The organism is Desulfovibrio sp., assembly GCF_047607245.1.
In the GTDB taxonomy this organism is placed as follows: Bacteria; Desulfobacterota; Desulfovibrionia; order Desulfovibrionales; family Desulfovibrionaceae; genus Desulfovibrio.
Map to the genome: position 1 here is coordinate 1 of NZ_JASGDK010000053.1, position 13,640 is coordinate 13,640.

Consider the following 13,640-nt stretch of genomic DNA (forward strand, 5'->3'; position numbering starts at 1 on the left):
ACCCCGTATTGGTCGCCCAAGACGGACGCCAGCAAGGGCAGGCAGTTGAGGATGTCTTTGGAACGGATCATGGCGTCACCACAGGCCCAGGCTGGGAATGGCAGGATGCTGTGCCATACTGTCTATTACAGGGATGTTCAGTAACATGTGGATGTCGTCCACCATGTCCATGTCTACGATGCCGTCTATCTGCTCAGCGGAGGCGTTTGACTCGTGGATAACGTCCGGCCCTGCCAGCAGGGCGTCCAGCACAAAGGCCGGGCCGTATCCTTCAATGACTTTTTGGGCGTGCCCCAAAAGAGCCGTACCGTCTTTGAGCAGACAAACCAGGCCTTGCAGGAGCAGCAAGTCAGACCCGGTGATATTGCCCTTCTTGGGCATGCGCAGCAATGCAGCCTGCACGATCTCCGCTACAGGGGCCACATGCGGCTCTACAAAAGACAGGCCCGTGAGCTTGGCATGCAGAGTCCGCAGGGGCGAAAGCGCTTTGTGGGTCACCTCTGTTTTTCCGTGGTACACCCTGCGCCAGATGTCCTCAGCGGACTTGGACACTTCGCCAAAGAGCGTGCCGCCCAGGCCCTGCACCTCTTCGGCCAGACCAGCCTCCAGCACGGCGGTGTTATCCGCATGCTGTTCCAGAGGAGCCACTTTGTAGAGCTGCCAGCGAAAATCCATGCGCCCGCGAACATAATCCGGCCCCACGGTGGAGTTGCGGATGATTTCGCCCCACTGATGGTGCTTTTCAATCCAGGCCTGGACGTTCTGGTCATAGCTTGCTAGGAAGGCTTCCTTTTCTTTTTGAAACTCATTTCGGATGCTGAGTAGTTCCTGCACGATTTCACCGGCTTTTTCTTCGGGTATGGCCCAGCCGGACATGAAGCGCACCCCGTGCCTGTCCAGATAGTTGAAGGCGCGGGCCTTGAGTGTGCCGAACACTTTAAGGTTTTCCGGGTCGGCAATGCGCTTGGAGCCAAGAGAGGCCAGATCATCAGGCGGCAATTCCGCGCCGCCCAGGTCTTCCTGGCTCATTTTGCGGCGGGCCGACCACAAGCTGACGTTGAGATTGAGGGCCAGCAAATTGTCCAGAATGCGAATGTCTGAAAGAACGTGTGTCATGATGCTCTCCTACAATGAGCTTTTTGTCGTGTTGAGGACGTAGCCTTCCGTGAGCTTTTTGGCTGCGCGGGCCTCAAGTTCCAGGACTGAGTTATTGCCCGCACAATTTTCAGCGGGGATAAAGTGTTGTTGCCCAGCAGTGTCAGGTTTGCCCCAGTGGAGCGTAAGGCCCTCGGGCCGGGCCTCGCCGATCCAGAACTTGCCATCCTGTTTTTTGCCGGGAAGGTTGTGAACTACTTGAAGATGAACGCGGGGTTTGGTTACCGTCGGCGTGGTGTGCAGCTGGCCACGCATGAAACGCAAAGCTTGCTCACCCTGCAGGAATTCTTCCTCCGCGTCGGAGCTCATTGCCTTGATGTCCGCTTCCGTATGTTGAGGAAACATGCGCTGTGCCAATTCGTGCAGCATAGCGCGGGTTTCGCGGCTGGCCCGGTAGGCCAGCGCCCGGTCAAGAGCATAGGTGACAGGCTGGATGCCTTGATGGGCCAGGGGTTGAAAGCGCCCGGTCAGATCTCCCCAGCGCAGCAGACTGCGCGTGGAGAAGGTGACTTCAATGGTGTTGGTCAAGTTGCCGGTCGAAGCCTCGCCCATGAACAATTTGCGAACTTCATTGGCGTAATCCACCATGGTGGCACAGAGCGCTTCGGGCAGCGAAGGTAAACGCTGGGCCAGCAGTTTTTTCTCCACAGTTGCATCGGGATAGCCCACTTCACAGATGGTGAAGCGGTCCAGCCATGCAAGGTTCTGCCTCTGGGTTCCTTGGTAGAGGCCCGTGTCATCACCAGCACCATTGGTATTGGCTGTGGCCACAAAGCGGAACATGGGGTGCGGCGGGATGATCTCGCCCCCATTTTCCGCTATGCACAAAGGGGAGCCGTCGAGCACGCTGTTCAGGCCAGCAGCGATTTCTGGCGAAGTTAAATCAACCTCATTGAGGAGCAGAATCGCTCCGTACCGCATGGCAAGGGCAAGTGGGCCGTATTCAAAAGCCATGTTGCCGTCTTTGACCGTCAGATGGCCCACCAGATCGGCAAACTCCAGCCGTCCGTGTCCTGTCACCTCGAAGACCGGGTAGTTGAGCCGGGCCGCCAGTTGCTTGATGCAACTTGTTTTGCCGCAGCCCGTGGGACCAAAGACATAAAGCGGTTCGTTAACCCCTTGGGGGCTGACAAACCAAACTACGATGTCCCGGCTGGATTCATGAAAGATGTAGCCATGGTCAATGGCCGGGCTGTAGGCCGAAGGTGCGGCATAGCCCCTGACCGTGGTGCCGGAGGGTTTACCGCTGAAGACCTGACCGGCGTCAAGGTCGGCGGGCTGAAGGCTGATGAAGTCGTTGATTAAGGTTTTGCTCATAATGCTTGCTCCTTCAATGCAAAAAGAGCCCGGCTTCCATCAGGAAAGCCGGGCTCTTCAAAATATGTTTTTGGGGGTTACATTATTTTTTTGTAATTACAGAAGGAATTATCCAAAATGGTGACCTTGTCCGCCAGAGCCATGGCTTTGGGTAGGTTCTCAAGGCTGCGGGCAAAGCGGCGCACTATGTCCTGTGGAGGAACGCTATGCCCTCCGCGTGATGCACGGGCAGCAACACGCTCCTGTGCCAGCGCTGCCGAAGCAAGGCGTATGTATACAAGCTCAACTTCATAACCCCGCTGTTTTGCCTCTTCCATCAGAGTGAAGTCGAACTTGGCGGTAAGGGTAGACTCGCGCGCAAATGAAACCCCCTCCTGCAGAAAGAGGCGAGCCATACGGGCCGCAGCCTTGCCAGCGCCTATCGGGGACAAGCCTTCAGCAGCAAGCTTATCAGGGTCAATAACCAGCAGGTTTTCCCGCATGGCAATTGTCCTTGAGAATGTACTCTTGCCTGCTCCATTGGGGCCACAAATGCACAAAAGCTTGGGCATCAGTTGGCCTGTTGGACTTCGGTGAGTGACATTGTTTCAGTATGTCCATCTGGGTAGCGCAGGGTATACTGCCCGTTTTCATCCAGATAGTTCAGCGGGATTCCTTTTTTCAGCTCAAGCTCAAGGATTACGCGCTGATTTTCTATGGCAGTTTCGACCAGTTCTTCAAGGGTAAGCGACATAATGCCTCCGTTCTTACAGATTACGGGTAAGCCTGCTGTCGGTCAACGGGCTGTGCATGTACCAACATTTACAGGGGATTGAAAATCAGGCTGTAACTCTTTCTGACTTGAGCGAGAGTAGCTTTAAGCTGCTCTATACCGTTTTTACCAGGCATACTGCTACGTCAGAATAATACCTCATGATAACTTCCCCAAATTCAGTTTATGGGTGAAACGCTCAGTTTCTCAAAAGGCTCGCCAGTGCGCTCGCAGCGGGCCAACAAGGCGTCCACGTCAATGTCGCCCAGATGCTCAAAGCGGAAGATGTCGGTCAGTTCTTCCCGTAGCGCGTTTTTGTCCAATATGGTTCGACCTGCAGTCACTGACATACGGAAACGGTAATTCGCAGTATTCACCCAGTCCCGAGTGCCAGCCTGCCGATGCACCAGCTTGAGTACGGCTTCCATTTCCTTGATTTCAGCATCCAAAGTGGTGCGCTGTTTTTTGAGAATAGCCAGCTTGTCCAGAGCAGGTTCCCATTGTGGCATCTCCACGCCCAGCGGGAATTTGGGACAATCACTGTTGTATTCGCAGTATGAGCACAACGGGTAAAAACCTTGGGCGCAGTCCATCTGTGAAAGGGACAAATTTCCAGCATGGTAGGCTGTGAGGTCGCCCCAAAGTTGAGTCGCATGGTCAAGGGCCGTATCCAGCATGGCCTGATTGAAGCCATAGGGGCCGAACGTCTTTACCTCCTTCATTGAAAGACAGAGCAGCCAGGCTTCCAGATTCGCCGCATCAGCACGTGTGGGCAGTTGAAGTCCAAGATAAGTATGACAGAGTTGGGGAAAGGTCAGTTTGTCGTGCAGAAGCATACCGTCTTCCGCTCGCAGGCTGAAGACAGGTTTGCTCCATGCTTGGGCCAGCAGGCCGATCTGCCCGTGCAGTTGCAGTAGATGGGAGTCGTGCGGCGTGTCGGGCAGCTTGTCCGTGCTTTTCACTTCCAGAATCCGTATGGCATTGACGGGAGCACCCCAGACCAGCACGAAGTCCAGATGGGCCTTGATCGGCACGCCCTGATGTTGCCAAGTGATTTCAAGTTGGGGCAGCACATGCAAACCTAAGGATACCAGCGCCTGCCCAACGCCGGATTCAAACCAATGGCCCCGTTGTAAAATCAAAAGGCGTTCCAGGCTGTCAGCATTGGGAAGCACCTTGCGGGCTAAAGCGGCACGAGGGCACTCCCAGTGTTGGCCGATGTCGCTCATACCCACATAAGTGGACCTGTCGCCCAGATGGGCGGCTGTGCTTTGCTGGGAAACCGCCTGCAGCCCCTGTCTGATTAACGCTCGTAATCCTTCTGTACGATCCGCGTGTTTCATGATCGCATATCCCTAAAAGCAAGAGGGCCGCCATCAGGCAGCCCCCTCACTCGGTGTATTTCTTATGATTCGCTTTGCTATGCGGCATCAACATATTTCCACCACAGTTTGCGTTGCGCATTCCAACGAAAGCCCGCGCCCGTAAGCAGTTCCTTCTTGGCCTGTGTGTTGCCGGTAGCGATGATGCAGGGCCGCCCATCCTGAGCCGTCACCTGCTGGTAGGCGATGCCTTCCAGCGGGGGCAGACTTTCAAGCCCGGCTGGCGTTCGATTTGAAGGGGGTGAAGAACTGTTTTTGATGGATGGGTCGCGTGGGGATGCTTTTTTTGTTTCTGGGGCGTTTACGGGCAGTTTGGAACGTGAAGCCGATTTTTGCCTGTTTTTCGCCCCTTCGCCGTCATCATCTTCCGTCACCATGCCCAGCATGGCGGTCAGAGCGTACCTCCTGCAATAGGTCATGGCCGATCCCATACCCTGCGGATCAGCCTTGGGCAGGGGAACAACAGCCAGAGAACTTTGCCATTGCCCTGATTCCGCATGCGTTAGTTTGGTGACCAGTCCCAAGGAATTGGGCTGCTCCACCGGTACGGGGTATTGACACAACCAGATGCCGTTTTCGATGAGCGCATCCCGACAGGTATTCATCACGCTGTTGAGGCTGGCGTACCAGCTTTTGGTAAAGGGATTCTCAGCGTCTTTTGCGATTGGTTGCACGGTTCGCTGCACATTAAGAAGAGATTTAGCCAGATCTGTGATGTTTTCTGATTGATATTGGTTCATATGAGCATCCTCTTTCGATAGCAAAATGAAAAAGCCCTGCCCAGCTTAGAGCTGGACAGGGCTTTCAAGTTGATTTGAAACATTACTCTGGTGTACTTGAAAGAGTAATATATTCTTAAAAATTGATGAATAACAATCTTAATCAGCTAGAGATGATCTCGTATGCAAATCGTCTTCGTTTCATCCTTGTGTCCCTATGCCCGAAACACCAATTTTCAGGGGCATGCTTTTCGGAGGGAGGTTCGAGGACGCCCGGCACAAATTGTTTCAAGCGTAATGTCTTTGGCAATGATTTTGTCTTAGTAATTGACTAGTATTTAATACAACCAGAGGCACACTCTGAATGAGTATAACGCACTAATATAAAAAATTAAACTTCATCTAGCGCTTCTTTTACATGCGTAACAAACCGTGAAGGGGAACACGCCGAATACATAAGATGCAACTCTTTTTTTGCGCGCGTGAAGCCAACATAAAAAGACCTACGAGCCTCAATTATATCATGTTCATTCCCCCCCCTGCGTGGCATGCGTCCTTCGTCCATCCCAAATAGAATTACTACCGAAAACTCACGCCCCTTTGAGCTATGAAGTGTAGAAAGCATAAGGCAATCTTGGCTGCGACCTTGATCTGCAAATTGTGTAAGGCGCATATTGCTACAATCACCCGTTGTACAACGCTCTTTAAACCCGGCAAGCATTTCAAACTCAGCATGCATCGCATTACCATCTTGACTGCACTCAGAAATTACTTTTGAATCTATGGTTTCAAGCCACTGTGAAAGCTGTAATTCTGTATTCCTTAATCCCCAAAGAACTCTTATAATATTTTGTTGAAATACAATGCGCGAGAAGTCATCGCGTAATGATTTTGCAAACAATCGCTGGCATTCATTCATAATTTGTGAAAACTTCGGAATACTTTTTTCCCATCCACCACAACACCATTCAGCACACATCTCTAGCCAGCGCAGTAAACGACTATTACGTGGATATATACTATTTTTGTCACTCCTGATGATAGGTATACCATACTTTTCAGATTCACTAGAAATTATATCCCCCATCCATGCCTCTGGGTACAGAACGGCAATATCTCCTACTTTCAATTCTGGTAGTCGAGCTTGGATGGCTGGCAATAACTTAGAAAAGAAAAAAGCTGCATGAGCCTCATATCTGCCTTTCTGAGGATGAAAAAAGATTAGTCCCGCATCGTTACCTTCAACGGCTTGGTAGTCACGTTGCACATCAAGAGCAACAGTCGAGGCTGCTACAATTCGTGAGCCACATCGGTAATTTAGTCGTAGCTTAAAATGTTGAACCCCATCCAGCGCAAGTAGCTGATGGAAAAGCTCTGGATTCGCCCCTTGAAAACCATAGATAGATTGATCTACATCTCCAACAGCAAACAACCGCGTTCCTGCATCAATACAAAGAGTCTTTACCATATGGTGTAGCGCAACACCTAAATCTTGATACTCATCAATGATGAGGATTGGGAATTTGGCAAAAAGAGCTTTTTGTAGCCAAGTATTATTTTTTAGGGCAGTTAAGGCTAAAAGTGGAATATCATCAAAGTCAATACGCCCCATGGCGCGCAACTCTTCTTCAAAAGCAGTCACAAGTCCAGCCAGTTCAGGATCGCTATTAGTCCACTCATGACTGGTTCGATCAAGCATAGATCGTCGGTATTTACCCATGCGATACATCCAAACTTGTGGGTTTTCACGACCTCTAATTGTCCTAGTAAATGCGCGTTCTAGTGCTTCAGCGCACTCCTTTTTCGTCGCAACTCTAAAATCCTCTGGCAGCCCCATTTGAGCTGTTTTAGCATAGGGTAAAATGATCTGTGTTAACGAGAATGAGTGGACAGTTCCTATAAAAATACGTTTTCCAGGTTCTATGCCCAGCATAGCAAGGCGCTTTTCGAGCTCGCGTGCACACTCGTTACTATAGGTAATACACACAAGCCCTCTTGGCTCGTTGACATCTTCAGCTAACATGCGAGCCATCTTTAGGGTAAGCACTTTGGTTTTGCCGCTGCCCGGCCCAGCCGTTATGACACAGCTTCCCCTCGATTCGTACGCCTCCCACTGCCCTAGGTTATTGCGTAAGCCAGAGGCTTCCTTTAGGTATTGCGTACTATTTAGCATTGGACACCACTTATTCGATTGCCCTTTCAATGTATCCAGGAGGCGACATGCCTACTACGTATGAGGCAAGCCGCTGTGCAAAGCGGCCTTTGCCAATAGACTCCAGCATGTACATATAGTCTTCAATTTCGTCTTCAGGAATAGTGTTGTCTTTGGTCCATTTTTCAATTTTTTCTTTTCGCTTCTTGCTCCAACTGTTTTCTTGAAGAACATACATTAGTTGCTTTAAAAAATCATCTATAAGGTCTATTTCAAGCGTATTACCGTTTGTAAAAATACCATATTCATCACATTTGCTTTCAAAATTATCCCATTCTTTATTCTTTATCAGTGTATCGAGTTCTCGTAAAAGCTGATCATGTTCTCCCGTCATTTCTTGGGGTGTTAATAGCGTAAGCTCCTTTGCTCTATTCGCTCCAAGCGGTTGTTTGTTCTCTAAGGGATCCCAATCCGTTATGACAGAGAAAGGAATGCCTAGCGCTCTAAGGAACTTCACATACGGCGCAAAATTTGTTCCTGAAACGGAACATACTGAAATTCCAAGTTTGTCTAAGTCATGACCTAAGCTTTGCGCAAATACAGGCACAAGAAATTTTTCGGCATCGCCTTCTACAAGAATGACTCCGCGTGAAAAAAGAATTTCAGATCGCGTTACATCAAGGTAACGTGTTAAATCCTCTTTATCTGCAGCCGATAAATCAAGCTTGGCTGTTGAATAGCCAAGGGTATCACCATCTTCATGTTTTTTTTAACAAAACCAGAGAGTTGAGCGGCGCAATGCTGGCAAGGTGGGGTGAATGCGTTGTAAGGATTACAGAGGTTGAACCGTCTTCGTAAGCCCAATTTTTAAACAGATGTCTGTATACGGAACGCTGTAGATGAGGATGCAAGTGGGCTTCTGGCTCTTCAATGGCAAGAACTGTGTGGTCGCGTTTGTTTTCTTCGATTTGCCGCTTTATATTTAGCAACTGCAACACAAGAAAAACAATATTCGCGGAGCCCAGGCTGGCATCTGAAATGGTACGTCGACCACCATCAAGCAGTAACAAAATGCTTCTATAAATTCTGGCCATGTCCGTGGGGCCAATACCCAAGCTCAAGTCAATACTCTGCGCAAGGCCACTCATCTCTAGATATTCATTTGAGAGATCGCTCTGAAGGGCTTCGACAGAACCAAATTTAGTTAACCCATTAGTGGCATTTGAAATTGAAGTTTTTATTGCTTCAAGGTCCTGTGGTTTAATACCTTTAAAAACATTTTCAAGCAGTGGGCGTAATGGGGAACGACGCCAATTTGCCAAATCTCCTTCAGCATCTCTAAGGGCTGGAAGCAGGTCCATACAGATACGTCGGCGTAGCTCATAGCCAAATCGTCTCGTATCATCCTCCCCTCCATAACAAACAAACTCATAGTCCTCTGGAGAAGTAGGATCGCCTTCAAGAGATTCCTTTGGACGAAACTCATATGTTAGCTTCGCCGTGGTTGGGTCATCATTTACTCTATAGTCAGTAAGGACAGCGAGTAGATTTTGATTATGCTCAAAGCCTTGAATATAAACAGAAATAGCGATGTAATCACCCTTTTCAGGGGGACCAAGGCTATCATTAAAATCTGCTAAGCTAAGATGTCGAGCACTTTCTGGTAGAGTTGCATCAAGTAGTAACCTTAGTGCATAGATAAGGTTTGTCTTTCCAACACGATTTTCACCAACAATGACTATATTTCCGGCAATAGAGACGTCAAAATCATAAAAATTTCTGAAATTTTCAATTGTTATGCGTGAAATATGCAAGACAGCCTCCTCTGGAGTTAATAATATCGCCGGATATATCCAAAAATTTTATCGAACAAACCCTGATCATTGATTTGATACTTCATATAAATCACCTTGCACGGGGCCTTTTGTACTTCGCGTTCACCTGCTTTGATGTTTTTCCTGTCGGGTTTCATGCTTGTTCTACTCAAGCTGCCGTTCCTCATTATTTGACACTACAAACTCAAGAACTGCTATGCCATTTGGATCGCCGTCATCACGAAAATGCTCGTCATTTCTTGGAGGCCCATCATTGCTGCTCTCGCAGAGAACTCCGCGTGAGATTAAGCAGCTACGTGCGTCCAAGTTATCTGTGAATATAGTTACACCCCTTCCTCTTGCTCTATTTGCCTCCTGATCAGCACGCCCTGTAAAGTTTGATGTAAGGTTTGCCACATTTGTTAATAAATCTTCCATTACACGATCCCAATTTCGGCTCCGCGGCGCTGGCGGTAATGTGAAAGGCTTGCCTCCAAAACCTAGTATGAAGCGTGCTAACTCGTGCGTAAAACATTCATAATGGGACAGATCATCAGTGGAAGCTATTGCGGTCGCTGCAATGTCACAAGCATATGGCAAAAAATAGCAATAGTAGTTCGTGCAACACGAAAAATTACCCACTCTTGTGTCAGAATTATTTATGAGAAGGTACTTTGTTCCATGAGAAATGTTATTGCAGCGAATTGTTCTTCTTTTCCCAACCAAAGGGTTTTGTCCTTGGTTTTGGCCGTGTCTGCCTACTCTTGTATAAGTGAATGTTGGCCAATTTGAATATAGGTGATATTGGTTTTCGTTATCTGGCGCACACGGCAACCGATCTGTCTTCTTAGCTTGTAAAAGTAATGCGGCCTGTTTTGTGCGTTCGCCATTGATCAACTCTGACCTTATTAAAAGTAAATCGCCCAATTCAACTGATGCCGGAGTTTCGCGGGGAAAGTCACCACAAGACACAAGAGGTGAAGCGTGAACAAATACACCGCCAGCGCGTACATTTAACGGTTGAATACTGTTGACACGCCGTACTACTTCACACATAAATTTTGCAACCATATTGGGTTCACTCAGACTTGTGTCATGAAATGAATCAGCAATTGCAGTGTGGATAGCCCTAAATAATCCAAAATCCATATTTTGAAACCGAGAGTCCATAAACGACATACTCACACCCCCCTCTTGACAACAACACATTGGTCTAATTTTCTGTGCAACATAGAAATCAACGTAAGATAATCGGCAGCGTCAACTTCTCCTTGCCACAGAATTTTAGGCCCATGCGCAAGGGGGTTGCGGCAAGCGGCATAGCATCCCTTGAGGAGCTGTGCGAAGCCTTTGTGCTCTGACTGCTCCGTTTCCGTCTGTAGTGTATTGAACGCGATGTGCGGATTTTCAATGGAAAATACTTTATCAACAAGGCTTGCACCATCGGATTTAATGCCTGAAAGCTCGCGAACTCTTTGAAATAGCCCCTTACATGCCTCAAATACAGCATGAAAATAATTTTCCTGCATCAGTTCGGCCTGGCAGTATTTGTACACTTCATGATGCGTGTTGCGCGGGGCAAGTTTTTCACGGATGCTTTTAGCGCGTAGTTCGGCCTCATCTAAAGTTTTTGCCTGCGTTATTCGCCGGAATTCACCGTCTTTGCCGTATTCAAGGCCATGTAAAATAAGTATGGCGTTCAACTCACTACGGTGAATTTCAAACCTGTCTCTTGCACCAACAAAGCGCGTTGGTGCAAGGTAAGATTTGATGAAGGCAAGAATCTGATTAGAGCTATTCACTGTTTGACTTTTCAAAAAAATGGCATTCAGTCTCCGCCATTTTGTGGATTCGCCAGAGTTGTCAATCAATCTGCATATCTCAAAATATCGGCTAATATCAGTTCCCGTGCCAGCTTCACCAAGTACTCTGGCGATGGCTTCAACCGTGCCGGGATCAAAAGGCGGGTGTACGCTCATTTTCTATCTCCAACCGACTTTGAATCTTCCAGTATCGCAAAGAGGGTGTTCATTGACTCTCGCAGTGCCTCTGAGCTTTTTTACCAGTCCGCAATTGTCTGTGTGAGGCTACAGACTCATCACCGTCACTGCCGCCATTGCCGTTTTCTGCCCGAATATAAAGCGGCATGCTGAGGTTTGCGCCTTTTTCCACGATTTCATCATTGCCGGCCACCCGTGCAAAAACGTCCTCATCGGCAAAAGTCTTATAGGCGGAGACAACGCGCTGGATATGCTTATGGGCGAGAAAGCTCTGTGCTCGTTCACGGGTCACTCCATAATGGCTCAGAAATTTTTCACGCATGACCTATTCTTTATTGCAAAAAAACACCGTCGTGAACAGTATGGTGCAACGCCCTGTCTTGGTAGATAGGCTCTTAATGAGATGCTGCCAGAAGGTAGAATTGGCGCGGGCCTAGGGAGGGGTGCCGTATATGTTCCGGCCCCAGAGGGCAGCGGCCCAGGCGTCACGCTTCCACTGTTTGATGGAATACCCGCCATGTCAAGCGTGTTGAAGGCAAGCAAGGACGTCCCGCTGCTCAGCCTAGTTCTGAAAATTGGTCTGAAAATGGTTTTTCTACTTCTGGTTGGCAGTGACCTGCCAGAACCGCGCATGCAGGCACCCCACAGGGCAATGCCGTTTCGAGGTTTCCGCCCTCCGGTTCGACTCGATTGCCTAGAGCAGCACTATCATAGTAGTTGAAATTTTTTCCTAATATACGTCATGGCTGAGGCGCGAGTGTAGCCAATCTTTGATCCTGCCCGTACTCGTTCTGTAGGGCCTTTGTGCAAAATATCTTCGTTGGACAGCGTTTTTGCTGAGATAAGCCCTCCTGTGTCCTTCGCCAGTTCATCTCGTGACATCACAGGGGGCAATTTCTGTTCAATGGATCTAAAGAATGCCTCGGAGCCTATGCCCTGGCGGATCAAGTTGTCTGAGCGATAAAAATTGCATTGCCAGTATTGTTGCATGTGCTCTCCTGCCTGTTGGGCTGATTAGCCATATGCCATTTTCGATGAGTGCATCACGGCAGGTATCCATGACGCTGCTGAGGTTGGCGTACCAGCTTTTGGTGAATGGATTTTCAGTGTCCTTGACAATAGGCCGAACAGTGCGCTGGACATTGAGCAGGGCCTTGGCCAGTTCGATGATATTTTCTGATCGATATGGGGTCATGAGGTGCCTCCAGAAATGATGAAACCCTGCCCAGAAATGCGCTGGGCAGGGTTTGTAAATGTGTTTTGATGAGTAGTTTTTGCCTTTTTACTGGGATAATATATTTGTCAAAAATTATTGTAGCGCAGCACTGCTGAATATGTTTTCGACTTTAAAACTCATACCTCAGCGAGCCAAATACTCCATGCCCTGTGCGGTGTTCTGAAGCCTGCAGATTATAGTTGAGTCCAAGGGTAAAGTCGCCCTTGCCAAGCTCAAAGCCCAAGCCGCCGTCAAAGGTGGCGTAATCCACCACTTGCATTTTCATTTCGGCCTGGCTGTCCACACCGGGAATGCGGGCCTTGCTTTTGGCCTTAACGTCTCCCGCCGCCGGGATGACACCCAGATCAAGCTGCGGTTTGAACTGCCAGCCGCTTTCGGTTTCAATGGCTTTAGCAAAGCTCACGCCTAGGGGGAATGTCCAGATGGACTGCGTGTTCCCGTCCACCTCAAAAACAGTACCGCCGCTCTTCACGTCGTAGCCGTCGGTCACAAGCCCCAGATAACGCACGCCCACATGAGGAATGATGTCCAGCGCACCGGCGTTGAATTTATATTCCGCCTTGAGGCCCGTATTCCAGGCATGGCTGGTAACGTCGGCCTTGAGACCACTCATCTGCATGGAGGCGGGCATATCCTGCTCCACCTTGTTATAGTTGCCGGTATAGCCCACGTCGGCGGAGAGGCCGAAGTTGTCGTACACCCAACCGCCATAGAGGCTCACGCCCCAAAAGTTGAAGCTGTTGTCCGTGCTGTTGAAGTCCCCGCTGGACTTGGCATAGCCAGCTCCAACGTTAAACGCAGCACCGAAGCGGAACATGTCGTTGATGGTGTAATCCGCGCCCAGGGCAATGCCGCCCAGGTTGCTGTTGTAGCCGGATTTGAAGTTTTCTGCCTTCATGCCCCAGACGTTGTTGGACTGGTAGAGCGGCATGATCCACACGCCCAAGCCGTTGTTGAGCCCGTCGCCCGCGCTCAGGCCGGATTCGGGACTCACGCCGCCGTCCGTATTCTGGTGCAGGGCCACGGCGCGGCTCATATCCGTACGGGGCAAAGCCATGGAGGTACGGGTAGTCACAGCGCCGGAGGCAGCATTAGCGGCACTCATGGTGCTGC

Annotated in this window: 13 protein-coding genes and 1 pseudogene; all 14 read right to left on the reverse strand. The window is 49.4% G+C overall.

From position 1 onward, the window contains the following. Positions 1-75 precede the first annotated feature (75 nt). Entirely contained in the window at positions 76-1,116 is a 1,041-nt protein-coding gene (locus QM579_RS03945; RefSeq protein ID WP_414997908.1) for a DUF3150 domain-containing protein, read from the reverse strand. 369 nt (positions 1,117-1,485) lie between these two features. Beyond that, positions 1,486-2,472: pseudogene (locus QM579_RS03950) on the reverse strand (AAA family ATPase); the annotation flags it as partial. Between the two features lie 77 nt (positions 2,473-2,549). Further along, on the reverse strand, positions 2,550-3,023 hold the full coding sequence (locus QM579_RS03955; RefSeq protein WP_414997909.1) for a zeta toxin family protein: 474 nt from the start codon (positions 3,021-3,023) through the stop codon (positions 2,550-2,552). Further along, positions 3,023-3,205, reverse strand: coding sequence for a hypothetical protein (locus QM579_RS03960; protein ID WP_072312438.1), 183 nt, complete (start codon positions 3,203-3,205; stop codon positions 3,023-3,025). The genes QM579_RS03955 and QM579_RS03960 overlap by 1 nt, the downstream gene beginning before the upstream one ends. A 197-nt stretch (positions 3,206-3,402) precedes the next feature. Beyond that, positions 3,403-4,566 carry a hypothetical protein gene (locus QM579_RS03965; protein ID WP_414997910.1) on the reverse strand — a complete coding sequence of 388 codons (1,164 nt, stop codon included), beginning with the start codon at positions 4,564-4,566 and terminating at the stop codon, positions 3,403-3,405. A 77-nt stretch (positions 4,567-4,643) separates the two neighbouring features. After that, positions 4,644-5,345 carry an ERF family protein gene (locus QM579_RS03970; RefSeq protein ID WP_414997911.1) on the reverse strand — a complete coding sequence of 234 codons (702 nt, stop codon included), beginning with the start codon at positions 5,343-5,345 and terminating at the stop codon, positions 4,644-4,646. 370 nt (positions 5,346-5,715) lie between these two features. Next, positions 5,716-7,497: an ATP-dependent helicase gene (locus tag QM579_RS03975; RefSeq protein ID WP_414997912.1), complete on the reverse strand. Its 1,782-nt coding sequence runs from the start codon at positions 7,495-7,497 to the stop codon at positions 5,716-5,718. 10 nt (positions 7,498-7,507) lie between these two features. Next, a complete protein-coding gene (locus tag QM579_RS03980) occupies positions 7,508-8,137 on the reverse strand; it encodes an ATP-dependent endonuclease (protein WP_414997919.1) in 630 nt (209 codons plus the stop codon). A 97-nt stretch (positions 8,138-8,234) separates the two neighbouring features. Then, on the reverse strand, positions 8,235-9,290 hold the full coding sequence (locus QM579_RS03985) for an ATP-dependent nuclease (protein WP_414997913.1): 1,056 nt from the start codon (positions 9,288-9,290) through the stop codon (positions 8,235-8,237). Positions 9,291-9,455: 165 nt separating this feature from the next. Then, on the reverse strand, positions 9,456-10,469 hold the full coding sequence (locus QM579_RS03990) for a hypothetical protein (protein WP_414997914.1): 1,014 nt from the start codon (positions 10,467-10,469) through the stop codon (positions 9,456-9,458). A 2-nt stretch (positions 10,470-10,471) separates the two neighbouring features. Continuing rightward, on the reverse strand, positions 10,472-11,269 hold the full coding sequence (locus QM579_RS03995) for a TIGR02391 family protein (RefSeq protein WP_414997915.1): 798 nt from the start codon (positions 11,267-11,269) through the stop codon (positions 10,472-10,474). 49 nt (positions 11,270-11,318) lie between these two features. Beyond that, positions 11,319-11,612 carry an N-6 DNA methylase gene (locus QM579_RS04000; RefSeq protein WP_414997916.1) on the reverse strand — a complete coding sequence of 98 codons (294 nt, stop codon included), beginning with the start codon at positions 11,610-11,612 and terminating at the stop codon, positions 11,319-11,321. Between the two features lie 588 nt (positions 11,613-12,200). Continuing rightward, positions 12,201-12,485, reverse strand: coding sequence for an ERF family protein (locus QM579_RS04005; RefSeq protein ID WP_414997917.1), 285 nt, complete (start codon positions 12,483-12,485; stop codon positions 12,201-12,203). 151 nt (positions 12,486-12,636) lie between these two features. Next, positions 12,637-13,640, reverse strand: a 1,004-nt coding sequence (locus QM579_RS04010) for an autotransporter outer membrane beta-barrel domain-containing protein (RefSeq protein ID WP_414997918.1), incomplete at its 5' end; no start/stop codon positions are given.

Coding starts and splice junctions, on each gene's coding strand:
- QM579_RS03945 (WP_414997908.1), bottom strand. CDS start 1,116: ATGACACACGTTCTTTCAGACATTCGCATTCTGGACAATTTGCTGGCC.
- QM579_RS03955 (WP_414997909.1), bottom strand. CDS start 3,023: ATGCCCAAGCTTTTGTGCATTTGTGGCCCCAATGGAGCAGGCAAGAGT.
- QM579_RS03960 (WP_072312438.1), bottom strand. CDS start 3,205: ATGTCGCTTACCCTTGAAGAACTGGTCGAAACTGCCATAGAAAATCAG.
- QM579_RS03965 (WP_414997910.1), bottom strand. CDS start 4,566: ATGAAACACGCGGATCGTACAGAAGGATTACGAGCGTTAATCAGACAG.
- QM579_RS03970 (WP_414997911.1), bottom strand. CDS start 5,345: ATGAACCAATATCAATCAGAAAACATCACAGATCTGGCTAAATCTCTT.
- QM579_RS03975 (WP_414997912.1), bottom strand. CDS start 7,497: ATGCTAAATAGTACGCAATACCTAAAGGAAGCCTCTGGCTTACGCAAT.
- QM579_RS03990 (WP_414997914.1), bottom strand. CDS start 10,469: ATGTCGTTTATGGACTCTCGGTTTCAAAATATGGATTTTGGATTATTT.
- QM579_RS03995 (WP_414997915.1), bottom strand. CDS start 11,269: ATGAGCGTACACCCGCCTTTTGATCCCGGCACGGTTGAAGCCATCGCC.
- QM579_RS04000 (WP_414997916.1), bottom strand. CDS start 11,612: ATGCGTGAAAAATTTCTGAGCCATTATGGAGTGACCCGTGAACGAGCA.
- QM579_RS04005 (WP_414997917.1), bottom strand. CDS start 12,485: ATGACCCCATATCGATCAGAAAATATCATCGAACTGGCCAAGGCCCTG.